This window comes from Cetobacterium sp. NK01, assembly GCF_024506395.1.
Taxonomy (GTDB): domain Bacteria; phylum Fusobacteriota; class Fusobacteriia; order Fusobacteriales; family Fusobacteriaceae; genus Cetobacterium_A; species Cetobacterium_A somerae_A.
Genome location: NZ_JANIBO010000001.1, coordinates 1,791,555 through 1,817,019 on the forward strand (window position 1 = coordinate 1,791,555; position 25,465 = coordinate 1,817,019).

General features: G+C 28.1%; 25 protein-coding genes. 15 read left to right on the forward strand and 10 right to left on the reverse strand.

Features of this window, described 5'->3' with window-relative positions; all coding sequences use genetic code 11:
• Positions 1 to 12: 12 nt before the first annotated feature.
• The 13 genes from dnaN to NON08_RS08725 all read left to right on the forward strand — a co-directional run bounded on the left by dnaN (position 13) and on the right by NON08_RS08725 (position 13,803).
• Entirely contained in the window at positions 13 to 1,134 is a 1,122-nt protein-coding gene (dnaN, locus tag NON08_RS08665; protein ID WP_256691068.1) for a DNA polymerase III subunit beta, read from the forward strand.
• 100 nt (positions 1,135 to 1,234) lie between these two features.
• Positions 1,235 to 1,771 (forward strand): DUF116 domain-containing protein, encoded by a 537-nt coding sequence (locus NON08_RS08670; protein WP_256691069.1) that lies wholly within the window; start codon positions 1,235 to 1,237, stop codon positions 1,769 to 1,771.
• Positions 1,768 to 4,623: a tetratricopeptide repeat protein gene (locus tag NON08_RS15040; protein ID WP_256691070.1), complete on the forward strand. Its 2,856-nt coding sequence runs from the start codon at positions 1,768 to 1,770 to the stop codon at positions 4,621 to 4,623. Before NON08_RS08670 ends, NON08_RS15040 begins: the two co-directional genes overlap by 4 nt.
• Positions 4,620 to 4,952: a hypothetical protein gene (locus NON08_RS08680; RefSeq protein ID WP_256691071.1), complete on the forward strand. Its 333-nt coding sequence runs from the start codon at positions 4,620 to 4,622 to the stop codon at positions 4,950 to 4,952. Before NON08_RS15040 ends, NON08_RS08680 begins: the two co-directional genes overlap by 4 nt.
• Before the next feature lie 38 nt (positions 4,953 to 4,990).
• Positions 4,991 to 5,602: a MotA/TolQ/ExbB proton channel family protein gene (locus tag NON08_RS08685; RefSeq protein ID WP_256691072.1), complete on the forward strand. Its 612-nt coding sequence runs from the start codon at positions 4,991 to 4,993 to the stop codon at positions 5,600 to 5,602.
• A 12-nt stretch (positions 5,603 to 5,614) separates the two neighbouring features.
• Positions 5,615 to 6,055, forward strand: coding sequence for an ExbD/TolR family protein (locus NON08_RS08690; RefSeq protein WP_256691073.1), 441 nt, complete (start codon positions 5,615 to 5,617; stop codon positions 6,053 to 6,055).
• Positions 6,056 to 6,065: 10 nt separating this feature from the next.
• On the forward strand, positions 6,066 to 6,977 hold the full coding sequence (locus NON08_RS08695; protein ID WP_256691075.1) for an energy transducer TonB: 912 nt from the start codon (positions 6,066 to 6,068) through the stop codon (positions 6,975 to 6,977).
• 34 nt (positions 6,978 to 7,011) lie between these two features.
• Positions 7,012 to 8,403 carry a sigma-54-dependent transcriptional regulator gene (locus tag NON08_RS08700; RefSeq protein WP_256691076.1) on the forward strand — a complete coding sequence of 464 codons (1,392 nt, stop codon included), beginning with the start codon at positions 7,012 to 7,014 and terminating at the stop codon, positions 8,401 to 8,403.
• A gap of 25 nt (positions 8,404 to 8,428) precedes the next feature.
• Positions 8,429 to 9,889, forward strand: a complete 1,461-nt coding sequence (gene dnaX, locus NON08_RS08705) for a DNA polymerase III subunit gamma/tau (protein ID WP_256691077.1) — start codon at positions 8,429 to 8,431, stop codon at positions 9,887 to 9,889.
• Between the two features lie 57 nt (positions 9,890 to 9,946).
• Positions 9,947 to 10,744 carry a hypothetical protein gene (locus tag NON08_RS08710; RefSeq protein ID WP_256691078.1) on the forward strand — a complete coding sequence of 266 codons (798 nt, stop codon included), beginning with the start codon at positions 9,947 to 9,949 and terminating at the stop codon, positions 10,742 to 10,744.
• A gap of 20 nt (positions 10,745 to 10,764) precedes the next feature.
• A complete protein-coding gene (gene rplI, locus NON08_RS08715; protein ID WP_256691079.1) occupies positions 10,765 to 11,211 on the forward strand; it encodes a 50S ribosomal protein L9 in 447 nt (148 codons plus the stop codon).
• Positions 11,212 to 11,217: 6 nt separating this feature from the next.
• On the forward strand, positions 11,218 to 12,558 hold the full coding sequence (gene dnaB / locus NON08_RS08720; protein ID WP_256691080.1) for a replicative DNA helicase: 1,341 nt from the start codon (positions 11,218 to 11,220) through the stop codon (positions 12,556 to 12,558).
• Positions 12,559 to 12,573: 15 nt separating this feature from the next.
• A complete protein-coding gene (locus NON08_RS08725) occupies positions 12,574 to 13,803 on the forward strand; it encodes a peptidase U32 family protein (RefSeq protein ID WP_256691081.1) in 1,230 nt (409 codons plus the stop codon).
• Between the two features lie 30 nt (positions 13,804 to 13,833).
• Here NON08_RS08725 and NON08_RS08730 read toward each other — a convergent pair whose 3' ends face one another.
• The 8 genes from NON08_RS08730 to recQ all read right to left on the reverse strand — a co-directional run bounded on the left by NON08_RS08730 (position 13,834) and on the right by recQ (position 21,913).
• A complete protein-coding gene (locus NON08_RS08730) occupies positions 13,834 to 14,619 on the reverse strand; it encodes a peptidylprolyl isomerase (protein ID WP_256691082.1) in 786 nt (261 codons plus the stop codon).
• Between the two features lie 45 nt (positions 14,620 to 14,664).
• Positions 14,665 to 15,438, reverse strand: a complete 774-nt coding sequence (locus NON08_RS08735) for an ABC transporter permease (RefSeq protein ID WP_256691083.1) — start codon at positions 15,436 to 15,438, stop codon at positions 14,665 to 14,667.
• Positions 15,431 to 16,276 carry an ABC transporter permease gene (locus NON08_RS08740; RefSeq protein ID WP_256691084.1) on the reverse strand — a complete coding sequence of 282 codons (846 nt, stop codon included), beginning with the start codon at positions 16,274 to 16,276 and terminating at the stop codon, positions 15,431 to 15,433. Before NON08_RS08740 ends, NON08_RS08735 begins: the two co-directional genes overlap by 8 nt.
• Positions 16,277 to 17,395 (reverse strand): ABC transporter ATP-binding protein, encoded by a 1,119-nt coding sequence (locus tag NON08_RS08745; protein ID WP_256691085.1) that lies wholly within the window; start codon positions 17,393 to 17,395, stop codon positions 16,277 to 16,279.
• A 131-nt stretch (positions 17,396 to 17,526) separates the two neighbouring features.
• Positions 17,527 to 18,087 carry a ribosome hibernation-promoting factor, HPF/YfiA family gene (hpf, locus tag NON08_RS08750; protein ID WP_256691087.1) on the reverse strand — a complete coding sequence of 187 codons (561 nt, stop codon included), beginning with the start codon at positions 18,085 to 18,087 and terminating at the stop codon, positions 17,527 to 17,529.
• A gap of 52 nt (positions 18,088 to 18,139) precedes the next feature.
• Positions 18,140 to 18,820 carry an ABC transporter ATP-binding protein gene (locus NON08_RS08755; protein ID WP_256691088.1) on the reverse strand — a complete coding sequence of 227 codons (681 nt, stop codon included), beginning with the start codon at positions 18,818 to 18,820 and terminating at the stop codon, positions 18,140 to 18,142.
• Positions 18,813 to 19,979: an ABC transporter permease gene (locus NON08_RS08760; protein WP_256691089.1), complete on the reverse strand. Its 1,167-nt coding sequence runs from the start codon at positions 19,977 to 19,979 to the stop codon at positions 18,813 to 18,815. The genes NON08_RS08755 and NON08_RS08760 overlap by 8 nt, the downstream gene beginning before the upstream one ends.
• 14 nt (positions 19,980 to 19,993) lie before the next feature.
• Positions 19,994 to 21,913: a DNA helicase RecQ gene (recQ, locus tag NON08_RS08765; RefSeq protein ID WP_256691090.1), complete on the reverse strand. Its 1,920-nt coding sequence runs from the start codon at positions 21,911 to 21,913 to the stop codon at positions 19,994 to 19,996.
• Positions 21,914 to 22,045: 132 nt separating this feature from the next.
• Between recQ and mnmH the strand changes: the two genes are divergently transcribed.
• Together mnmH and NON08_RS08775 are read left to right on the forward strand one after the other, a co-directional pair.
• Positions 22,046 to 23,086 (forward strand): tRNA 2-selenouridine(34) synthase MnmH, encoded by a 1,041-nt coding sequence (gene mnmH / locus NON08_RS08770; RefSeq protein WP_256691091.1) that lies wholly within the window; start codon positions 22,046 to 22,048, stop codon positions 23,084 to 23,086.
• A 10-nt stretch (positions 23,087 to 23,096) separates the two neighbouring features.
• Positions 23,097 to 23,624, forward strand: coding sequence for a VanZ family protein (locus tag NON08_RS08775; protein ID WP_256691092.1), 528 nt, complete (start codon positions 23,097 to 23,099; stop codon positions 23,622 to 23,624).
• Here the strand turns inward: NON08_RS08775 and NON08_RS08780 are convergent, their stop codons facing one another.
• Both NON08_RS08780 and yqeC read right to left on the reverse strand, forming a co-directional pair.
• Complete coding sequence (locus NON08_RS08780) at positions 23,625 to 24,191, reverse strand: xanthine phosphoribosyltransferase (protein ID WP_256691093.1); 567 nt, start codon at positions 24,189 to 24,191, stop codon at positions 23,625 to 23,627.
• Positions 24,188 to 25,465 carry a selenium cofactor biosynthesis protein YqeC gene (yqeC, locus tag NON08_RS08785; RefSeq protein WP_256691094.1) on the reverse strand — a complete coding sequence of 426 codons (1,278 nt, stop codon included), beginning with the start codon at positions 25,463 to 25,465 and terminating at the stop codon, positions 24,188 to 24,190. Before yqeC ends, NON08_RS08780 begins: the two co-directional genes overlap by 4 nt.

Below are 25,465 nucleotides of genomic sequence, written 5' to 3' on the forward strand. Positions count from 1 at the left end.
AAGGAGGTTAAATTGATTTTAAAAGTTAATAGATTGGAATTTCTAAAAAAAATAAAAATTGTAGAAAAGGCCATTAATGAAAATAAAATAAGACCAATAATCTCTTATGTTTATATAGAAACAAGAGAGAATAAACTTTGGTTTTGTGGAACAAATTTAGAATTAACAATATCGACACATATGGATTGTGAAGTTATTAGAGAAGGAAAAGCTGTATTTCAACATAATTTAGTCGAAGAGTATTTAAAAGAGATAAAAGATGAAGAAATAACTCTTAATATAGCTGAGGATATTTTAACTATAGAAACTTCAGATTCTGCTTCTGAGTTTATACTTATGAATGCTGATGAGTTTCCAAGAATGCAGGAAACTGAACTAAGAGATGATGAGTTTGAATTTAAGTTAAAAAAATTAGATTTAGCTGATTACTTTGATAAAGTCAAGTTTTCAGCATCAATGTCAAGTGATAATTTATCTATAAATTGCATAAGAATGGAAATTGAAGATAATAAAATAAAGTTTATATCTACAGATACTTATAGATTAACATACTTAGAACATGAATATTTAGGAGGAAATGGAACTTTTAAAGTTAGCATACCTATAAATACAATTGATGCTATGTCAAAATTGTTAAGAAATGGTAACGAAGAGGAGATTGGATTTATACAGAAAAATAAGCAGTTATATTTTAAATTAGGAAATATTTCTATAGTAAGTAGAGTAATTGATTTACCTTTTCCTAACTATAAGACAATTTTAGAGGCTAGTGGATATAACAAAAAATTACAAATAAATAGAGTTGAATTCGAAAAAATGTTGAAAAGAATTCAGATATTTGTAAAAAATAATTCTGAGTCAAAATTCGGAGCAATTTTCACTCTATCTGGAGATAATATAGATATTGAAGGAGTAGGTGAAATTGCAAAGGCAAAGGAGATTGCAAAAGTAAATTATGAGGGGGAGAACTTAAAAATCTCTTTAAATGTGAAGTTCTTATTGGAATTTGTTCAATCAAGTGATAAAGATGTGATAAGTTTAGAATTTACTACGTCTAATAGTGCTGTGAGAACAAGAAATATACAGGAAGATAATTATACTTACATAGTGATGCCTTTAGCTTTGAAAGACTAGAAAAAAAAGACTAGCTTACAGAGTGAGCTAGTTTTTATTTTGCAAAGATAAATTCTTTGTGGTATAATTTGGATAATATTTTTTCATTTAAGGAGAAATAATGAGCAAATTTTATATACTGAAACTTATCTATGAACTTCACTATTTCAGGTATTTATTATTAGAACATATATTTAAAAATCCATATGACAATAATAGTGCAAAAAAATTTCTAGATTTTAATAATAAGAGAGTATTAAAAAAAATAAAAAAAGATGGAGTAAAAAAAGTAGCAATATTACTCCCTCATTGTATACAAAAGTATGATTGTAATTTAAAAATAACTAATAATATTGAAAACTGTAAAATGTGTGGACTTTGTGATATAGCAGAAATTGTGAGATTAAAAGATGAGTTTGAAAATATTAATATAAAAGTAGCTACTGGTGGTACATTAGCAAGATTATATTTAAAGGAATATAAACCTAATTTAGTTATAGCAGTAGCATGTAAGAGAGATTTAACATCAGGAATTAGAGATTCTTTTCCAATACTAGTCTATGGAGTTTTTAATCGTATTGTAAAAGGACCATGTAAAGATACAAGAGTAGCTGTCGATGAAATAAGAAAGGTATTAAGAGAGGTGGGGACAACGTGAGAAAATTAAAGCTACTATTAGCAGGACTTTTAATATGTTCAGGACTAATGGCCTCAGAAAAAGAGGATATTAAATTTTTGGATGAGTTATTTATTCAAAAAAAATATTCTATGGCACTTCAAGAATCAAATAATTTTATAACAAAATATCCTCGTTCAAAGTATATAAAAAATATAAAAGTTAGAATGGGACAAGTTTATTATGTAGAGGGAAGATATCAAGAAGCAATAAATACTTTAAATGCATGTTTAAAAGAGTTAAAACTTAATCAAAATGAAACTAATAATATATATGTTTATTTAACAAAATCTTATGTAGGGTTAAAAGATTTTGAAACAGCTTCAAAAGCTGCAAATTTAATAGTGAAAACAACAAACGAAGGAAAAAATGATTATGAGGAAGCTCTATTATCCATAGGGAAAGGATATATGGATAATAAAGATTATATAAGAGCTCAAAGAGAGTTAACAAGTGCTTTAAGTTTACAAGGGAAAAATTATGAGGATGTAGTTTTAAACCTAGCTTTAGCAGCTTATAATAACTCTCAATATATAAAGACAATAGTCTATTTAGATGAATATTATAGAGGTGCAAAGGTTGGAACAAATAAAGATCTAGTTAATTATCTATATGGATCATCTTACTATAAAACAAATGAAACATCTAAGGCTTTAGAATACTTTAAAAAAGTAAAAAATAGTAGTGTGAATTCAGAGTATAAGACATTGTCAGTTTTAACAATGATAGAGATTTATTTAAAGCAAGGAAATGGAAAAGAAGCAGAAAGTATTTTATCTAGTTTATCTTCAGAGCCTAAGTTGTATAATACTGCACTAAAGAGTTTTGGTGATTTTTACTTAGTTAGAGGATTAAATGATGTTGCGTTAAATTATTATAATAAAATAACTAATAAAGATGTTGATGTTTGGTATGGTATTGCACTATCTCAATATAGGCTAAAAGATTATAAAAATTCTTTAGAAAATTTTAGGAAATTATATCCAACAAAATATAAAAATGAAAGTATTTACTACCAACTTTCAATTGAATATTTAAATAAAAACTATAAATGGGTTTTAAATAATAGAAATTTAGTAGCAGGATTAAATTTAAATAGAGATGAAGAACTTGCAATAAATAATTTAGTAGGAACTTCAGCTTTTCAAGAGGGGGATTTCAAATTAGCAGAAGAGTATTATGCAAAAAATTATAATATATCTCCAACAAAAGAATCTCTATACAAGATGATTGTGACACTAAGTAAAACTAAGGATAGAACTAGGTTAAATAGTTTAATTAAAGAGTACAATACAAAGTATCCAACAGATCAAGAATATAAGAAAAATATAACTATAATAACTTCTGATAACTTATTAGCTGAAGGAAAAGGTGAGCAAGCTATAAGTTTGTATAAAGAATATTTAAATACAAATAGAGATCCAGATGTTGTAGCTAGCTTAATAGAGGTTATGATAGCTCAAAAAAAATATAGTGATGTTATGCAATATTTAAATATTCAAGATGCTTCTTTAGAAAATACATATCAAAAAGGTATAGCAACAATGGGAATGGGAAGATATGATGAAGCAGAGATGTATTTTAACCAAATAGTGAATAGTGAAACTAACGTAGATAAAGCTCTTTATGAGAAATCAAAATACAATATTATAAAAAATTATTTTTTATGGGAGAGATATCAAGACGCTATTGATTCAGGAGAAGCATATGTAGGAGGAGATAATCTATTTGCTTTAGAAGATGTAGTTGATAAGATAGCAATCAGTTATTTTAGATTAGATAACCCAGAAAAAGCGAGAGAATATTTTGATAAATTAAAGTTAGTTTCTAATATGGGAGATTATGCTCAGTTCCAAATAGGAGAAACATATTATAGTGAAAAAAAATATAATGAAGCTATAGAAGCTTATAAAGTAAGTGCAGAGAGTTCAAAGAATCCAGAATATAAAGAAAAAGGGTTATATTGGGAAATCTCTTCTTTATATCTGTTAAAAAATACAGATGCATTTAGTTCTAGAAGTAAAGAGTTTTTAGCTAAGTATCCAAATTCAAAATTAAAAGATAATATTCTTTTAATGGAGGGAGAACTTTACGGAGTTCAAGGGAATAGTAGCAATAGTTTGAAAAGCTATGAAAAATTATATAGTGAAACTAAAGATGACGTTTTAAAAGAAAAATCTCTTATGAAAGTGATAGAAATTTCTCAAAATACAAAAGATATAGCAAAAGAGTTAGAGTGGATAAATAAAATAACAAATGATAATAAGAAAAGTTATTATATGGCTAAGCATTATCAAAGAGAGAATAAATCAGAGGAAGCTAAGAGTGAGTATGAAAAACTAATTTTAATAGAAGATTATAAAGATTTTGCAGCATTAGGATTAGGAGATTATTACTATACTAAAAAAGATTTACCTAAAGCTAAAGAGTATTACGATACCATAATATCTTTAGAGAATAGTGCATATAAGGACAAAGCTTTATTCCAAATTGCTAATATTCAAAAAGAAACAGGATCAACAAATGAAGCAGTAAGAAATTATACAAAATTATATGTTTTATACCCAACTAGTGAATATGCTTTAGAATCTAAGATTAGATCAGCTGAAGGGTATGAAAATTTAAATAATTTTAAAGATGCAATTGCACAATATGATGAACTATTAAAAACAGAAAGTAAAAATAAAGATTATTTTTTAGAAAAATTAATATTTTTAAATCTGAAAATAGAAAAGAAAGATTTAGCAAAAATATATTATGAACAGTTAAAAAGAGAGAATTTAAAACTTTCTGAAAAATATAAAGATTTTTTTAACGGAGGAGAAAACATATGAAAAAGTTAGTTATTATGGGGTTAATGATTTTATCTGTAGGGGTTTTTGCTAATGAAGATGTAGTTATCGATAAGCAAGTAACAGGTGTAAATAAAGAACAATTAGAGAGTTATCCAAAAGAGAGTAATGTACAATTAGAGAAGAAAGTTATAAAAATAGATGATAAAAATATAACTGCTGATAAGTACAAAGATCAAAAACAAGTTATTCAAATAAATGAAACGAATGATTCATTAAATAAAAGTCTAACTGAAACAGATAGTGGAACTCCAATTTGGAAGTATATTATAGGAGTAGTAGCTTTAGTAACATTAGGAATAGCATTATAATAGTAATTTACAACTTAAAAGATTAGGAGGTCTAAAAAATGTATTGGTTAGTAAATGGTGGAATACTTATGTATTTTATAGTATTTATGTCAATATTAGGATTGTATGTAATTATAGAAAGAGCAATTTATTTTAGAGTTAACGAAAATATAGATATGTCTAGAATAAGACCTATATTGCGTAATGCAATCGAAAAAAATGATATAAAAGGAGCTATAACAACTTTAGGGAATCAAAAGAGTTCAACTGCAAAAGTTATAAAAGAAGTTCTAATATATTGGTACAAAACAAGAAGTACAAATGTGGAAACATTAGAAGAGAAAGCTAGAGAAGTAGCTTTAGCTCAAGTTCCTAAATTAGAGAGAAATATGTGGCTTTTATCAGTAGTAGCACATACAACTCCATTAATAGGGTTATTAGGAACTGTTACAGGTATGATTAAAGCATTCCAAGCAGTATCATTACATGGAACTGGGGACGCTTCAGTTTTAGCAAGTGGAATATCTCAAGCTTTATTAACAACAGCAGGAGGATTATTCGTTGCAATCCCATCAATTATTTTATATAACTATTTTAATAAAAAAATTGATGACCAAATAAATGATATGGAAAAAGGTAGTGCAGAGTTAATAAACTATTTCAGAAAATAAAGGAGGGGGAGCATGAAACTTAATAGAATTAAAAGAAGATCAGGTAATTCTTTAATCCTTGAATTAACTCCCTTAATAGACGTAGTATTCTTGCTGTTAATATTTTTCTTGGTTGCTACTACTTTTGAAGATGTGAATAGTAGTATAAAGATAGACTTGCCAACATCTACAGTAAAAAGTACTAAGCCAGTTAACGAGTTACAAGTTATTGTAACTAAAGATAAAGAATATTTTATAAGTTATAAAGACAAGGGAAAAAGTAAAAGAGAAAAAGTAAATCCTAAAGAGTTAAAAGAGGCATTAGCACAAAAGCTTAATGAATCAGAGGATAAAAATGTTATCATTAGTGCTGATAAAAGTGTAAGTCATGGAATAATTGTAGATACAATGACAGCAGCTAAAGAGGCAGGAGCTATTTCTTTAGATATAGATACAGCTTCTCCTGGAAAGTAGGTGCAAATCTATGAATAGACAAAATAGTGACTTAAAGATATTTTTAGCATCAGTGGTAATAAATATTCTTATTCTGTTTTTAATTCCTGGGATTAAAATAGATGAAATAGTTGATAAAAAATTAAAAGTAGGATTAGTAGCATTAGAAACAGCAACAAAAAAAACAACTACAAAACCAGAACCTAAAAACAAAACTACTCCAGTTAAAGATGAAAAAAAGGAAGAAAAAAAAGTTGTTAAAAAAGAAGAGCCTAAACCAGTAGAGAAAAAGCCAGAAGTAAAAGAAGTTAAGAAATTAACGTTAGATGATTTAGCAAAAAGTATTTCTAAGAGAGAAGCAGAGTTTTTAGCTATCGATAAGCCTTCAATTAGAGAAGTTAATAGTGATTTAAAAAAGGAACTATTAGATAAAAAAGATTTAAAAGAAGCAGATAAAAAATCTCCAATTGATCCAACTAAAGATATAACAATTTCCAAAGAAGACACAGTTTTAGATAAAAGTATGGAGTATCAATTAGATGATAATACTAAAGATTTAGCTTTTCAAGGAGAGGGAGAAGAGGATCTAGGATTTAAAACTATGGTAGAAAAAAATGGAACAGATGGACTTCCAAGTGGTTATAGATTAGGTGTAGAAGATGGAGATGTAATTGCTAAATGGGATCAAAACAATAGAGAACCAAGATATCCAGAAGAAGCACAATTAAGGGGTATGCAAGGAAAAGTCTTATTAAAAATACAAATAGATGAAACAGGAAAAGTTACATCAGTATTTATAGAAAAGGGTAGTGGAGTTCCAGAAATAAATTTAGCTATAGAGGAGATAGCAAGAACTTGGAGAATATATTTAACTAAAAATGGATTAAATATAGAGGGAAATGTTAACTTAGAATACAGCTTTAAATTGTTAGGAGCTTCATAAATTAGAAGTAAAAATTAGAGGATGGTGAAGAGATTTGACTCTTTTAGGATTTAGATTAGAAAATGAATTAAAAGACGAGTTAGAAAGTAATTTTGAAAATGAGTTGAGATTTGCAGAAAATATAAGCTCTTTTATGGAATTATTAAAAGAGAGAAAGTATGAAGCTGTTGTAATAGATGAAACAAATTTACAACAAGATGCTTTGGTAAATCTTGTAAAAAAAATTACAGAAACACATAAAAGATCAGTAATTATAATAATGGGAGAAACTTCAAATTTAAAATTAGTTGCAGGAGTTATAAAAGCAGGTGCGTATGACTATATTTTAAAACCAATTAGTCCAAAAGATGTTAATAAAATCTTAGAAAAAGCAGTAAAAGACCATAAATTATTAGCTGAAAGAGTTGATAGAAACAAAAATACTGGAGATAAGTTAATAGGGCAAACAAAAGAGATTGTAGAAGTCTACAAGATGATAGGGAGAGTTTCAAATAGTAGAATACCTGTTCTGGTAGTGGGAGAAAAAGGAACAGGAAAAAGTAGTGTTGCAACAGCAATACATCAATTTAGTGATTGGAGTGCAAAGCCATTTTTATCTGTAAATTGTACATCATTTCAAAATAATCTTTTAGAGAGAAAATTATTTGGATATGAAAAAGGAGCTTTTGAAGGAGCAGCATTTTCTCAAATTGGAGATTTAGAAAAAGCGAATGGTGGAACATTGCATCTAGGAAATATAGAATCTTTAAGTTTAGATATGCAGTCAAAGATTTTATATTTATTACAAGAGGGAGAGTTCTTCAGAATGGGTGGATCAGAGCCTATAGAGATGGACATCAGAATTGTAGCTACAACAAGTGAAAACTTAGAAGAGTTAATAAATAAGAAATTATTTATAGATGAACTATATAATAAGCTAAAGATTTTAGAAATTAATATTCCTCCTTTGAGAGACAGAAAAGATGATATACCATTTATTATAGATCATTATTTAGCTAGTTGTAATGAGGAGTTACATAAAGCAGTAAAAGGTGTTAGTAAACCTGCTATGAAAAAAATAATGAGATATGATTGGCCTGGAAATGTAAATGAATTAAAAAATGCTATTAAATCAGCAGTAGCTTTATGTAGAGGAAGTTCTATATTAGTTGAAGAGTTACCTGGAAATGTAACTGGAAATAAAATATCTAAAAGAAAAGGAGATAACCAAAGTTGGGTATTGACTGATTGGATAGAAGGTGAACTTTTAGGGCTAAAAAATAATAAACAAAATAACTATTATGGAATAATAATATCAAAAGTTGAAAAAGAGTTAATACGTCAAGTATTAGAGATAACAAGTGGTAAAAAAGTAGAAACAGCAGAATTACTTGGAATAACAAGAAATACACTGAGAACAAAGATGAATAACTATGGTTTAGAGTAAAACTCTAGACCTTAGGAGGAAAAAAATGCACGTAACATTATATAGAAAATATAGACCTAAGGATTTTGAAGAGATTGCAGGAGAACAAGAGATTGTTCAAACATTAAAAAATTCATTAAAATCAAACAGATTAGCTCACGCTTATTTATTTACAGGACCTAGAGGAGTTGGAAAAACATCTATAGCTAGACTTATGGCAAAAGGTGTGAATTGTTTAACAAATGGGGTAACAGATACACCTTGCAATATATGTGAAAATTGTAAAGAAATTTCAGCAGGAAATTTCTTAGATTTAATAGAGATAGATGCAGCTTCGAATAGAGGAATTGATGAAATAAGGCAACTAAAAGAAAAAATAAACTATAGTCCTACAAAGGGAAGAAAAAAGGTCTATATAATAGACGAGGTTCATATGCTGACAAAAGAGGCTTTTAATGCTTTATTAAAAACATTAGAAGAACCACCAGAGCATGTATTGTTTATATTAGCAACAACAGAACCAGATAAAATTTTACCAACGATTATTTCAAGATGTCAAAGATATGATTTTAAAAGTGTTAATTATAGAGATATGAGAGAAAAACTTATGTATATAATAGACAATGAAGGATATAAAATTGATGAACCTAGTTTAGTAGCTATTTACGAAGCATCTGGTGGAAGTATGAGAGATTCAATATCTATATTAGAAAGATTGATGATAAATACAGAAAATAAAGATATTGTGATTGAAAAAACTGAAGATGTGTTAGGAATAACTCCAATAAAAATAATAGATCAATTTATAGAGATTATAGAGAAAAAAAATCAATCAGAGGGAGTTGAACTTTTAGAAGAGATTTGGAAAAATTCAATTGATATTGAAATATTTTTTAAAGATCTAGCTAAAAGAGCCAAAGATAGAATAGTAAAAATTGATTTAAAAACAGAGATCGGTTTAGAAATAATAGATACAGTTTATGATATATTATCTAAATTTCGTTATGAAGAAGATAAAAGATTAGTAGGATATGTTATCCTAAATAGATTAACTGAAAAAGTTGAAAAAGAAGTTATAGTTGAAAAGATAATAGAAAGAGTTCAAAATCCACAAGAAACTTTAGAGATTGAGACTTCAATAGATTATAGCGAATCAGAAAATATATCTAAAATTAGTTATGAGGAAGTAAAAAAATCTTGGAATACTATAATAGAAGAGGCTAAAAAAGTAAAAATGACTTTTGGAGCGTTTTTAATTAAAGCTTATTTTAAGGATTTTTCAAATAATACTTTAGTTATTGGATTTGCAAATGATCAAAGCTTTGCAAAAAATATGATGGAAACAGAACCATATAGAACATTATTTTTAGAGACAGTTAGGAAGGTTCTTAAATCTAAAATCATGATAAAATATGAATTACAAGAGGTTAATAAGAGTAAAGATAGAGTAGAAGGAGAAGACTTTTCTAAAAAGATAATAGATTTTTTTGGAGGAGAAATAATATAGCTTAACAAAACTCTACCTTTATGGTATAATTATCCTGATAAAGTTTTAGGAGGATTAATGTTTTTAATAACAGGAATTATAATAGCAGCATTATTTTTAGTTTCTACATCGATGCCTTTTCTAAGTTGGGTATTACCTTTTTATAAAATAAAAAAATTAGAAAATGCAGATTTAAAAACTAAAGTTATAGCCAATATAGTTGCTTTAGCTGCTATAGGTTGGGTAGATATAAAGTTTTTAATAACTTATATAGGAGTTTTTAGTTCAATAGAAGTTTTATACTATCTATTTAAAAAACATGGTTACAAAATAGCATATTTTGATAGAATTTTTATAACAAGTTTATTAATAGGTATAGGAATTTCTATTTATATGTATTTTAATAGAGTTGGATTAAATATAGGATTTGAACAATTAAAAAATTTATATTTACAAAAGACAACATTTTCGCAATATGAAGTAGATATGGCTTTTAAATACATAAAAGATAACTTTGTATATTTAATATTTATATATATAAATATGACAGTGTTCTTAACTTATTATTTCTTGAATAAAGAGACGTTTGTTAAATGGGATGTGTCGTATTTATGGTTAATTCCATATGTAATAGTTTTCTTTATAAACAAATATACATCTTTAGGTGGAAGCTTAACAGAAAACATTTTAGAGATTTTGAAAATTGTTTATATAATGTATTTCATGAGAATTGTTACTGGAATATTAAATGAAAAAATAAAAAAACAATCACTATGTTTTACAGTAGGAGTGTTTCTAGCTTTAATTTCTCCAGAGTTTGCATTTATTTTTGGAGCATTAGCTAGTTGTATAAGAATAAAAATAGTAAAATCATAAAATAATCAGGAGGAGTTTTTATGTCAAAAATACAAGTAATTTTAACAGCAGATGTAGCAGGTCAAGGAAGAAAAGGAGAGATTGTAAGTGTTTCTGAAGGATATGCAAAAAACTTCCTATTAAAAAATAACAAAGGGATTATTGCCACTCCAGAGGAGTTAAAAAAGATAGAGAATAAAAAGGTAAGAGATGCAAAAAAAGCTGAAGAAGAAAAGAAAAAATCAATTGAAATAAAAGCTTTATTAGAAAGTAAAAAATTAACAATTGTTGGAAAAACAGGAGATAACGGAAAGTTATTTGGAGCAATAACAAACAAAGAGATTTCAGCAGAATTAAAAAAAGAGTTTGGATTAGATATAGATAGAAAAAAAATAGAGTGCACTATTAAAAGCTTAGGAGAGCATAAAGCAATTGTAAAATTACATACAGATGTAAAGGCTGAGGTTTTAGTAGTAATAAAAGGATAGTGAAATATGGAAGATATAGAAAAACTTAGAAAGATTCCAAGCAGTTTAGAAGCTGAAAGATCAGTTCTAGGTGGTATTTTTTTGAAGCCAGATATATTCAGTGAGGTAATAGAAATTATTACCTCAAGTGATTTTTATAAAATGGCTCATAAATTAATTTTTGAAGTAATGCAAGAGATATATGGAACAGGAGAATCAATAGATCCAATAATTGTCATGGATAGGTTAAAAAGAAAAGATAAGTTTGAGGATATTGGAGGAGAAGCTATATTTTATGAAATAATAGAGGAAGTTCCAACTGCAGCTAATATTTTAACTTATGCAAGAATTATAAAAGAAAAAGCCACTTTAAGAAAACTTGGTGATATAGGAACTAAAATAGTTGAAATGACTTATGAAGGATATGAAGATGTAGATACTATTTTAGATAAGGCTGAAGGAATGATTTTTAAAGTTGCTGAAAGCAAGGAATCAAAAGATATTGTTAGTTTAAAAGAAGTTGTGACAAATGAGTTTGAAAGATTAGAACAACTTCTTCAAAATAAAGGTGTTACAACGGGAATTTCTAGTGGATTTAAACATTTTGATGAAATGACAAGTGGATTTCATCCGTCAGATTTAGTTATTTTAGCAGCAAGACCTTCAATGGGAAAAACAGCATTTGCTCTAAACTTGGCATTAAATGCAGCTATGAAAGCTGATAAAGGAGTTTTAGTATTTAGTTTAGAGATGTCAAGTTCACAGTTATTACAAAGACTTTTGGCAATAGAGGCAGGAATTGGACTTCAAAAGATTAGAAATGGTTTTTTAGGAGAAGATGACTGGGGGAAATTAGGTATTGCCAGTGGTAAGTTAGCAAATGCTGAAATAAATATAGCTGATGTACCAAATGTAAATGTTTTAGAAATAAGATCTATAGCTAGAAGATTAAAAGCAGCAGGAAAGTTAGATATGATCTTGATTGACTACTTACAGCTTATAAAAGGAACAAGTGGAAAATCAGATAATAGACAACAGGAGATCTCTGATATTTCTAGATCATTAAAAGGAATAGCTAGAGAGTTAGATATACCGATAATTGCATTATCACAGCTTTCTCGTGCTCCAGAACAAAGAGCTGATAGAAGACCAATGCTATCAGACTTAAGAGAATCAGGAGCTATTGAGCAAGATGCTGATATGGTTGTATTTTTATATAGAGATGATTATTATAATGATGAATCAGAACAAAAGGGTATAACAGAAGTTATCATAGGAAAGCAAAGAAATGGACCAGTTGGAACTGTAAACTTGAAATTCTTCCACGAGATTACCAAGTTTGGAGATTATACGACTAAGGTTGAATAGAAAGGTGAGAAAAAAATGAAAAGAGCAGAATTATTAGCTCCAGCAGGTAATATGGAAAAGTTAAAAATGGCTTTCCATTATGGAGCAGACGCAGTATTTTTAGGTGGAAAGATGTTTAACCTAAGAGCTGGAAGTCATAACTTTAATGATGAGGAGTTAAAGGAAGCTGTTGAATATGCACATTCAATGGAAAAAAGAGTATATGTAGCACTAAATATAATACCTCATAATAATGAATTAGAGTTATTACCTGATTATGTGAAGTATTTAGAAGAGATTGGAGTAGACGGAGTTATAGTTGCAGACTTAGGAGTATTCCAAGTTGTAAAGGAAAATACTAATTTAAATATAAGTGTAAGTACTCAGGCAAGTAATACAAACTGGCGTTCAGTAAAAATGTGGAAAGATTTAGGAGCTAAGAGAGTAGTTTTAGCAAGAGAGATATCTTTAGATAATATTGCTGAAATAAGAGCTAAAGTTCCTGATATAGAGTTAGAAGTATTTGTACATGGAGCTATGTGTATGTCTGTTTCTGGAAGATGTCTTCTAAGTAACTATATGACTGGTAGAGATGCAAATAGAGGAGATTGTGCTCAATCATGCAGATGGAAATATAATTTAGTTGAAGAAACAAGACCAAATGAATATATGCCAGTTTATGAAGATGAGAGAGGAACTTATATATTTAACTCAAAAGATCTATGTACAATAGAGATAATCGATAAGATTTTAGATTTAGGAGTAGATTCTTTAAAAATTGAAGGTAGAATGAAGGGTATTTATTACGTTTCAAATGCTGTAAAAGTTTATAAAGATGCAATAAATAAATACTATGCAGGTGAGTTTGAATATGATCCTACATGGATGGAAGAGATTCAATCTACATCTAATAGATCTTATACTCAAGGATTCTATCATGGACAACCTGGAGCAGAAGCTAATAACTATAACGATAGAAATTCATATAGCCAAACTCATCAGTTAGTAGCTAAAATTGAAGAAAAAATTGGAGAAAATGAATATATTTTAGGAATTAGAAACAGAGTTTTATCAGGAGAGAGTTTAGAAGTTATAACTACATCTGGAAAACCTAGAGAAATAATTATGCCTAAAATGACTTTAATAACTAAATCTGGTGAAGAAGTTGTTGAAGCAGCAAATCCTAATTCAACTGTAAGAGTAGTTTTAGATGGTGGATTTGAAGCAATGGATATGATAAGAAGAGTTAAAACAACTCAAGAGTAAAAAAAAAAGAGGCATTGCCTCTTTTTTTTATTAATTATTTTTAGCTTCTTTTATTTTCTTCTCAGTAGCTCTAATGAATCTAGGAATAAACCATTCTTTTTCATCTTGAGATTTTTCATCTTTTTTAGTATAAATTCCTTTTAATTCATCATAGTATTCTTGAACTTCACCACTGAATTCACTTTTATCTTTAATTGGGTATTTTTTTAGATTAGGGAAGTTTTTATCTAATGTAGCATTCCACTCTTCAACTTGTGATTTATGAAGTGATAAGAATAAATCAACATCTCCTGTAAATTTAATCTCCTTAATAACATCTCCAACTTCTAATTTCTTAATATTGTTAAAATCTTTTTCTTCTACATACTCTCCAAATATAGTATGCTTATTGTTTAACCAATCAGCAGGATATAAAGTAAAGAAGAATTGTGATCCTCCAGTTTCAGGTCCTGTATTCGCCATAGCTAACATACCAGGTTGATAGAAGTCTAGCCATTTAGAGAACTCATCAGGAATAGTATAACCTGGGCCTCCATCTCCTCTTCCAGTAGGGTCTCCACCTTGAACAACAAAGTTTTCAACAGCTCTATGGATCTTAGTGTTGTCATAGAATCCTCTTTTAGCAAGATTTATAAAATTAGCTACAGTGATAGGTGAAGCTTCTGGATACAAGTAGAATGTGATATCCCCTTGAGTTGTCACAAAAGTAGCTCTAATATCGTTATACTTTACTGCTTGAGTCTTTTTAGTAGATGAACATCCGATCATAATAGCGAATAGCACTACTAGAGATAGTAATTTAATGATTTTTTTCATATATGCCCTCCTGTTTTTACTGTTAGTATTATACTATATAAAAACCTATTTTACAAAGTACTTTTGTAAACTTTTTGTGGATAGTGTTAAAGCAATAGATAAAACAATAAGTAATACCGATAATGCATTTACCACAGGAGAAACTCCTAGTCTTATCATTGAGTAGATTCTAAGTGGTAAAGTAGAAGAACCTGGTCCTGCTACAAAGAATGTTGTAACAAAATCATCAAATGATAATGTAAGAGCCATTAAAAATCCTGATACAATAGCAGGTGTAAGCATCGGTAATATGACTTTTTTTAATGTTTGAAATTCATTTGCTCCTAAATCATATGCAGCCTCAACAATAGAGTAATCGAACTCTCCAAGTCTAGATAAAACAATAAATAAAACAAATGGTATATTAAAAGTTGTATGAGCTATAAATATACTTGTTAAACCTAACTCTAATTTAACTGTTGCAAACATAATTAAAAGAGAAACTCCTAAAATAATATCAGGTATAACTAAAGGTAAAAAAGTTATAACTTTAAGATAATTTTTATGTTTAAAGTGATACCAATGAATTCCAATTGCACCTAAAGTTCCAATTAAAGTTGAAGTTGTACTAGATAAAATACCTATTATTAAACTATATTTAAAAGCTTTCCAAATGTTATCTGAATATAAAAATAACTCTTTATACCATTTCATTGAAAACCCTTGCCAAGCACTTGATCTTCCCTCATTAAAAGAGTAAATTACAAGAATTAGCAGTGGTAAATAAAAGAATATCATAGAAAGAATAAAGAAAAATAAAGATGTTCTTCTTTTATTCATCACTTACCTCCTTAGACTTTTTTTCTGCTCTCATAAAAATAAGAAGAGCTATAGATGTAACTAAGATAAGCATAGCAGATATAGCTGAAGCTAATGGCCAGTTTCTTGTTACAGTTAAGTGTTGTGCAATGATATTTCCAAGCATTGTAGCTTGTGTACCACCAACAAGTTTAGGAATCGCATATGATCCCATAGCTGGAATAAAGGTAAATAAAATAGCTGTTATAATACCAGATTTTATATTAGGTAAAAAAACTTTTCTAAAAGCTTGGCTATTAGTTGCACCTAAATCTCTTGCTGCTTCAACTAGTGAAAAATCAAATTTTTCAATAATAGCATAAAGAGGAAGTATAGCAAATGGTAAACTAGTGTAAACTGTAATTAAAATAACAGATCCAGTGTTGTATAGTAGCTTCAGTGGAGTTTCAATAATACCTAATTTAAGTAAGAAGGTATTTAAAAATCCGTTAGAACCTAGAATTGATATCCAAGCATATATTCTTATTAAAAAATTAGTCCAAAATGGAATAATAACTAGGATAAGAAGTTCTTGCTTAAACTTAGATCGAGCTATAAAGTAGGCTGTTGGAACAGCTAAAATAACAGTTAAAATAGTTACAACCACAGATATATATATTGTTCTAAATAATATTTTTAAAAATACAGGTTCAAAAAATACATTGAAATTTTTTAAAGTGAAGATCATTTGAACTCCACCATAAGTCCCTTTTGTTAAAAAAGCATAACTTAAAACAATAAGCATAGGAATAACAAAGAATACAGACATCCAAAGAGTCAAAGGGATGCTATAAAAGCTTCCAGAAGATATTTTTTTCAATTATATCACCTCAACTAAAAAACTATCGTCAGCATGCCAAGATATGTAAGCATCTTCATCCCAGTGTATCGTATCGTTATCTTCTTCATCAAAATAAACAGCGTGCTGTTTAAAAGCTTTGAATAAAAGATTTTTATCTCCATTTATCCATACAAAGTATTTACTTTGGAATCCTGAATAAATAAGTTCATCAACGTAAACTTTTAAAGTGTTATGTTTTTCAGAAAGACCAGTTGGAATATGTTTTGAAACTCTAATTTTTTCAGGTCTTATAGAAACTCTAACTTTATCTCCTACTTTGATAGGTTTGTCTAATTCGAAAATTAATTCACCTAAAGCATCACTTTGAAGTTTACCGTAAGTTTTATCAAAAATTTCTGTAACAACACCTTCAAAGAAATTGTTTTCACCAATAAAATCAGCTACAAATGAATCAGCAGGAGCTTCATAAACTTCAGCAGGAGTTCCTACTTGTAAAATCTGTCCCTTATTCATAACGGCTATTCTATCTGAAATAGAAAGAGCTTCTTGCTGATCATGAGTGATAAAAATAAAAGTTATTCCTACTTCATCATGAATATTGTCAAGTTCAATTAAAAGATTTTGTCTTAATTTGGCATCTAGTGCTGATAGCGGTTCATCAAGAAGTAAAACACCAGGTTTATTAATAAGTGCTCTAGCTATTGAAACTCTCTGTTGTTGCCCTCCTGAAAGTTGATTTGGTTTTTTATACATATGATCCTTTAGGTCTACAAGTTCAATAAACTTTTTAACTTCTGCATCAATTGTTTTTTCATCAACTTTTTTTAGTCTAAGAGGAAAAGCTACATTCTCATAAACTGTTAAATGGGGAAATAGTGCATATTTTTGAAAAATTGTGTTAACGTTCCTTTTATTTGGGGCTAAATCAACTATATTCTCATCTCCTAGATAAATTGCTCCACTATCAGGAGTTATAAATCCTGCTATCATTCTTAAAAGAGTAGTTTTACCACATCCAGATGGACCCAAAATAGAAAAAAACTCTCCATCTTTAATATTTAAGTTAATATTTTTTAAAACATCAACACCGTCGAAACTTTTTTTGATATCGACAATTTTAATATCTGTTTTTTTCAATTTTACCTCCTAATATATAATAAATTTGTTCACAATAATAATATTCTATCACATTTAACAAATAAAATAAACCTGTTTATTTGTTATAAATAAAAAAAGAATCCTAGCTAGACTAGGATTCTTAAATTTTTTTAGAAAACAGCTGGTTCTACGTGACCGTAATCACCATTTCTTTTTTTATAAACGATATTCATATCTCCTGTTTCAGAGTTTGTAAATACGTAGAAGTCTTTGTTTAAAGCTTCTAGTTGTAATATAGCTTCTTCAACATCCATAGGTCTAGGATTAACTGTGATACTTTCAATTTTTTTAGTAGATTGTACAGTAATTGAATTATCAGAAGACTCAAACGTAATCTTTTTAGGATTAGAAATATTAGGAAGAGAATGATTATTATCTCTTAATTTTTCCTTATGTTTCTTGATTTGTTTAGCCAAAATTTCAGTTACACGATCTATAGCGTTATAAAGGTCATCATCAGTATAAACACCCTTAATTACTGTTCCGTTTACATGAACTCTTGCATCAACTCTTTGTAGAGGCCCTGTTTTTGATTTTGTAGCTGATAATGTAACATTCACTGTTAAAATGTTATCAAAGAATTTTTTTAATTTAGAAAAATTCTTTTCGCAATGATTTTTGATTGCATCAGTAAGAACAAGATCTCCGTTAGTATTATAGTTTATTCTCATACAAACCACCCCTTATGGATATTTATGTAGCTTTCTTACTCTATCTATACCTTTATTCTGAAAGGATTCCTTTTTTTAAGAATAATTTTTTATTAGATATCTCAGCAAGCTCTCTTGAATGTGTTACTGTTATAATTGTTTGACGTTTTTTGCTATTAATTTGTTTGAAAATATTAAAAATCTTTTCGCTAGTCTCATTATCCAAGTTACCAGTAGGTTCATCTAAAAGTAATATTTTAGGATCATTTATTAAGGCTCTAGCTATTGCAACTCTTTGTTTTTCTCCTCCAGAAAGTTCTGTTGGTTTATGGTTAGCTCGATGATCAACACCCACTTCTTTAAGAAGTGCTAAAGCTTTTTTTTCTATCTCAGCTTTCTTTGAATAATCTTGTGTAAGAGCTGGGATCATAACGTTTTCTAACGCAGTAAATTCAGGTAAAAGATAGTGGAACTGAAAAACAAATCCAATCTTTTTATTTCTAACTAAATCAATATTAGAGCTATTTACAGATATCTTTTCATTATCAATGAAGATATCTCCAGAAGTAGGAGAGTCTAAGAGCCCAATTAAATTTAGAAGAGTTGTTTTTCCAGAGCCTGATTGTCCAAGAATAGAGATAAAATCGCCCTCTTCAATCTGCAAATTTAAATTTTTTATTATTTCTAAAGTTTCTGTTTTTGTAGAATAATTTTTACAAATATTTTTAAGTTCAAGTACAATATTTTTAGTCATGTCTTAAGGCCTCCACGATTTTTAATTTACCAGCTCTATAAGCAGGAAAAACACTTGATAAAAAGATTAATAAAGTATTAGCTCCTACAATAGTTAAAAGCTCTTTAAGAGACAGCTCAATAGGAACTTTTGTTAGATAGTATATAGATGATATACCAGGAAGAGAGTAGGTTTTAATATACCAAAGTAGGAATAAAGATATAAAAACACCGATTATGATACCAGTTAACCCAAGAATAACTCCTTGAATTAAAAATATTTTAATAATAGATCCGTGAGATATTCCAACAGATCTCATAATTCCAATATATCTAATTTTTTCTCTAACCATTGTATTTAAAATAACCCATACAACGAAACCTGCTATGATAACAATTAATGAAAAACCAATTATCATAACTGTTTTTTCAAGAGTTAAGGCTTTTAGAAGATTTTGATTTAAGCTACCCCAAGTTCTGTTGTAAAGACCAGTATCATTGTAAACTTTATTAGAAACTTTATCAGCATCATATGGATTTTTTAAAATAAGATCCATAGAACTAAGAGTATTATCTCTTTCTGTTATATATTGAGCAGTTTTAAGAGGTAAAATAATCATAGATAAATCATAATCATAATATCCACTTTGGAAAGTTCCCATAATTTCAAGTTGAAGCTCTTTATTATTAGCAGATATTATATTTATTGGATCTCCAATATTACCACCAATTCTATTCAGAAGTTCCTCTCCAATAAGGACACCTTTCATATTTTTAAAGTCTATACTACCACGTTTTATTTTAGATTGGAGATTAAGAGCAGGTATAGCTTTTTCTAAATCTAAACCATCTAATTTAACTCCAGAGATATACGTACCTAAAATACCATTATATTTAACAATTCCTTGACTAGATACCTTAGGAATAACACCCTTAACCTCAGGATACGTACTTAAAATATTTTCTAGTTTTTCATAATCTTTAAGATTTTCATTGCCTATAACTGTAACATGACTAGATAGAGAAAGAATACTATCAATCATATTTTTATTTAATCCATTAGATATTCCAATAGAAACAGTTAAAACGATAATACCTATAGCAATACCAATAATTCCAATAAAGCTTTGTTTTTTGTGTTCAAAAATATGTTTTTTTGCTATAAAAAACTCAAATAACATTAGTTCACCTCGCCTTAGTTAGTAAAAAGAGTTTTAATTAGAATCTCTTTTAATTCATCAGTTGTAATTTCAATATTTAAATGTTTTTTTAAATCTGTAAGCTGTTTCTCTCCGAGATATTTTTCGTCAATTATATTATCAACATGGAGCATATCAACTTCTTGTGGGGAGAGTTTATTAATAGTTTTTAAGAAGAGTTCTCCATAGTTTTTAAATTTTTGATTTCCTATACCTCTAATTTTAAGCATCTCCCAACGATTTTGAGGCTTTTTTTCAGCCATTTCCATAAGAGTTAAATCAGATAAGATTATATAAGGTGGAACTCCCTCTTTTTGTGCAATCTCTTTTCTTAAAGCATTTAGAGTTTCAAAGAGTGGATCTTCAAAATAATCAAATGTAACAGATTCATTAATTCTTCTAAATACAGCTTTAATATTTTTTAAAACATCAAAAGCTTTAGATGTTAATTTTAAAGTTGGGAAACTTCCAGCACTTTGTTCTAAATAATTTTCAGATATTAAATAATATATAAATTCTTCAAGGTTACTTCTAGAGTAAGATGACATAATTCCAAAAGTAGAAAGTTTAAAGTATTCTTTTCTTTCAATTTTAGAATCAACCTTCCCCATTAAAATATTTGTTAAAGTAGAAATACCTATACTCTCTTTAGTACGACCAATACAAGAAAAAACCTTTTGAGCATCTAAAGTAAAAGATTTAACATCTTTAAAATTTTTGCAATTTCCACAGTTTCCACAATAGTTTTTAATCCGCTTATCTCCAAAATATTTCAAAATATATTCTCTATAGCAGCTTTCTAAATATGCATAATCAACCATTTGATCTAATTTTTTTCGCTTCTTTTGCTTTAATTCATTAGAACTCTCTTCATTTTGCTCTATTAAAAACTCTTGAGTAGAAACATCCTCTTCAAAAAATAAAAGAATAGCTTCAGAAGGAGCACCATCTCTACCGGCTCTACCAGCTTCTTGATAATAACTTTCCAAATCCTTAGGTATATTTCTATGAATAACATACCTAACATTGGATTTATCAATTCCCATTCCAAAAGCATTAGTTGCAATCATTATTTTAATATCGTCATTTAAAAATTGCTCTTGAAAATTAGACCGCTCTTTTTCACTTAAGCCAGCGTGATATTTACCTACATTAAATCCTTTAAGAGTTAAATAGCTGTATAAATTATCAACTTCTTTTCTAGTTGCAGCATAGATTATACCAGACTTCTTAGAGTTTCTTTTGAGATATTCAGTTATGAAAGCTTCTGGAACAATGCCTTTTTCAACTTTGAAAGTGATATTATCACGATCAAATCCATCTACAGATATTTTAGGATTGTGAAGGTTTAACTTTTCAATTATATCTTGCCGAACTTTACCAGTAGCAGTAGCAGTAAGAGCTAAAATTTGAGGTCTTTGATTTATTTTTTGTAAAAAGTTTGGTATTTCAAGATAACTTTTTCTAAAATCATGTCCCCATTGAGATATACAATGAGCTTCATCAACTGCAACCATAGAAATCTGAATATTTTTGATGAAATTTATAAAATTTTCACTGATTAATCTTTCAGGAGCAATATAGAGAATTTTAATACTTTTATTTCTAATTCCTTGAATTAATTTAAGATATTCCTCTTTATTTAAAGTTGAATTTAAAAAACCAGCTCTAACGCCAAGATATTTTAAAGAATCAACTTGATCTTTCATTAAAGATATAAGAGGAGATATTACTATAGTAAGATGTGGATAAAGTAAAGCAGGTATTTGATAACAGATAGACTTTCCTCCTCCTGTTGACATTACACCTAATGTATCTTTTTTAGAAAGGGTGTGATTAATAATTATCTCTTGTCCTTTTCTAAAATTATTATATCCATAAATAGTTTTTAATAACTCTTTTGCTTTTGTTTTCATAACTTCCTTTCTAATATAAAAGTTGAATTCTTAATAGATTTTATCATAAGAACGATATTTTTTATATAAATAATATTCAATTTTATTAAAAATCATAGTAGAATATAATAAGCATAAAAAATGGAGGAAAAAATGATTTTAGTAAAATATGAAGATTTGTTGAAGGAGAAGAACTATACTTTAATAGATGTAAGAACTCCAAAAGAGTTTAAAGAGGAGCCTATTCCAGGGGCTATAAATATACCGTTACTTTTAGATGAAGAAAGAATAGATGTAGGAACTGCATATAAGCAAGTATCTCCAGAAAAGGCAAAGGAGTTAGGAGTAGAAGCTATTGCCAAAAGACTGCCAGATATATTTAGAGAAGTTCAGAAACATGCAAAGGGAAGATTGGCATTTTATTGTGCTCGTGGAGGTATGAGAAGTGGTTCAATGGCAGCTCTATTTGAAGCCTTAGGATATACAACTTGGAAGTTAGATGGAGGATATAGAGCATATAGACAGTATATACTAGATAATGTAAAAACTTATAATAAAGATGTAAAATATATTGTACTACACGGAAAAACAGGAATTGGGAAAACAAAGATTTTACAAAAGTTAGAGAAAAAAGGTTATTCTGTTTTAGATTTAGAGAAAATAGCAAATCATAAAGGTTCTTTTTTTGGAGGAGTTTGCGAGAAAGAGGAGCAGAGTCAAAAGAAATTTGATTCACTAATTTTTGATTATTTCTATAAAAATAAACCAGATTATGTTATAGCTGAAAGCGAAAGTAAAAGAATAGGAAATGTATATGTACCTGAAGATGTATTCCAATCTTTAAGAGCGGGAATTCATTTATCTTTAGAGACTCCTATAAAACATAGAGTAGAAATAATAAGAGATGATTATGCAGGAGCTAGTATAGATGAGCTTCAGGCTTGTCTGGATAAAGTTTCAAGATATATAGGAAAAGATAAATATCAAGAGTATTCAAATATGTTAAAGGAAAATAAGATAGATGAATTATCAGAAGTACTGATGATAGAGTATTACGATCCTCTTTATCAAAAAAGTATAGATAAGTACGTTTATGATTCAGAGATATTCTATGAGACTCTAGATGAGGGAGTTGAGAAAGTGGTGAGATATCTAAATGAGAAGGGTATTTTTGGAAAAGAGGTCACTGAATAAAATTTTTATAGTGTTGTCATCGTTTGCTTTAGCAGTGATAATATATTTGTTGTTTAGAAGTAGAAAACTTTTTTATTATCAAATAGTTGAAATGATGAATTTAGATCCCCATGTTAGGTCTATAAGAAAAATAGTATGGGTTTATAGAAAGTACATTCCAAATTGGGTAATATATTCATTGCCTGATGGCTTATGGTTATTTTCAATGGGAGTTTCTATTTTACACAATAGAGTTTTTTATAAAAAAGCTCAAAATATATTTAATATAATATTTCTTATCATGGTTGGAATAGAAATATTCCAAGGAATTTTTGGAGGACATGGAACTTTTATAGGGACATTTGATGGAGCTGATGTTATCTGCTATACAATAGGGTATATTATTGCGTCTCTTTTAAGCTATTTAAATTGGAAAAAAAATCATAAAGACCAAGAAGTAGAAAATGAAGTTGAAGTACTAAAAAATGAAAGAAAAAAAATCCTAATAATTGTAATTGTCTTTACAATATTAGGATTCTTTCCAGCACTAGTTACTTAATTATTTTAAAGTAATTGTATTATTTTCTAAAGATTCAATAACAGCAAGGGATTCAAGGTGGATTCCTTGCTCTTTTAATATAGTCCCTCCAGGTTGGAATCCTTTTTCAATAACGATTCCAACTCCTTGTAAATTAGCACCAGCTTGTTCAATTATATTTTTTAGTCCAATAATAGCATTTCCCATAGCTAAAAAATCATCTACAACAAGAATATTATCTTCAGGTGATAAAAATTCTTTAGAAACAGTTATATTGTAATCAGTTTTTTTTGTAAATGAGTGTACATTTGCATTGTACGAGTCTCCCATTGTAGATGGTTTTTTCTTTTTTGCAAAAACCATAGGAACTTTAAATGCATATGCAGCAGCTATACCTATAGCAATACCAGAAGCTTCAATAGTAAGAATTTTATTTATATTTTTTCCTTCAAAACGTTTTTTTAACTCTTCACCAATTTCTATCATTAAAATAGGGTCAATTTGATGATTGATAAAGCTATCTACTTTTAAAATTGAACTATCAGTAACTGATCCGTATTTTTCAATATATTCTTTTAATAATTTCATATTTGTTCCTCCAATATTTCTAATTTTTTTAAATCTTCTTGTGTATCAATATCAAAAAACTCCAAAGAGTTTTCAAAGTTACATTTAATAAAGCTTTCTTTTTTTAAAATTTCTCTTCCTCCGCTATCTCCCTTCAGATTTATAAGGTCTTCAAAATACCTTTGTGGAAATAAAACAGGAGCTTTTTTATGACCATTAACAAAGGGAACTATAATCTCATCATATAATTGAAAATTATAAATAATTTTTATTATAGTTTGTTTTGATAAAAAAGGCATATCCCCTGGAATAAAAAGATATCCTTGCAAAGTAGAATTGAGAGTTCCTAAAACTACAGAATAACTTTGTCCTAAATGAGCGCTATCATTATTTATATACTTAAATCCATATTTCTTACTTAGAGCTTCATAAAGATTATCTCTTCCAACTAATATCTTTTCTTTAAAACTTAAATGAGTAATATTAAATAAAGTTTCTTCTAAGATGCTTCTATTATTTTTTAGTTTAAAAGACAATTTATTCTCCAAAAATCTTTTTGAAAATCCAGAGGCTAAAACTACAGGAGTGATACTTTTATAAAGAACAAATTTTTCTTCAAAAATAGATCCGAAATATATTTTTGAAGGAGAATTTAAATTGTTTACAATATTAAAAAATTCTTCAAACATTTCAATATTTTCAATTTTATTAAAAAATATAATAGTTTCTCCTAAAGAATTTTTAAAGAAGTTATTTGAATTAATATACTCTATATAGTCGATTTTTTCAATAATTTTGTTAGAATTAAAGTATTGATTTTGAAAAAGTTCAAATCGATGAATGTTGTGTTCGTTTTTTTCTTTATTTAAAGCTGTAATATCTACAATGGCAATAGTTTTAGTAGTGAGCGTGTAGATTCTAGGTTCATTTTCTCGCCAGCCTTTAAGAGATTTATTAGAGCTTCCGTCAGCTTCAATTAATATATAATCAAAATAGTCTCTCAATCTATTTAAATCATAAAAACTAGTATCACAAATTTTATCATTTTCAACTTTTGAGCAAAAAATGTGTATAAAATTATCCTGAGGAGATAAAGAGCCAATCTCCTCAGGATATATGAAAATAAAACTATTATTTTCTTTAATTTCAGGTTTGAAAATTTTAGTAGTGGTAGCAATTAAAACAGTACCAGTTTTTTTTAGTTTATTAGCTAGATAAAACATTAAAGAAGTTTTACCACCAGCTCCTGTAATGGAGATTATATCTCCTTTTTTTATATTAAAAAGTTCAGGCAT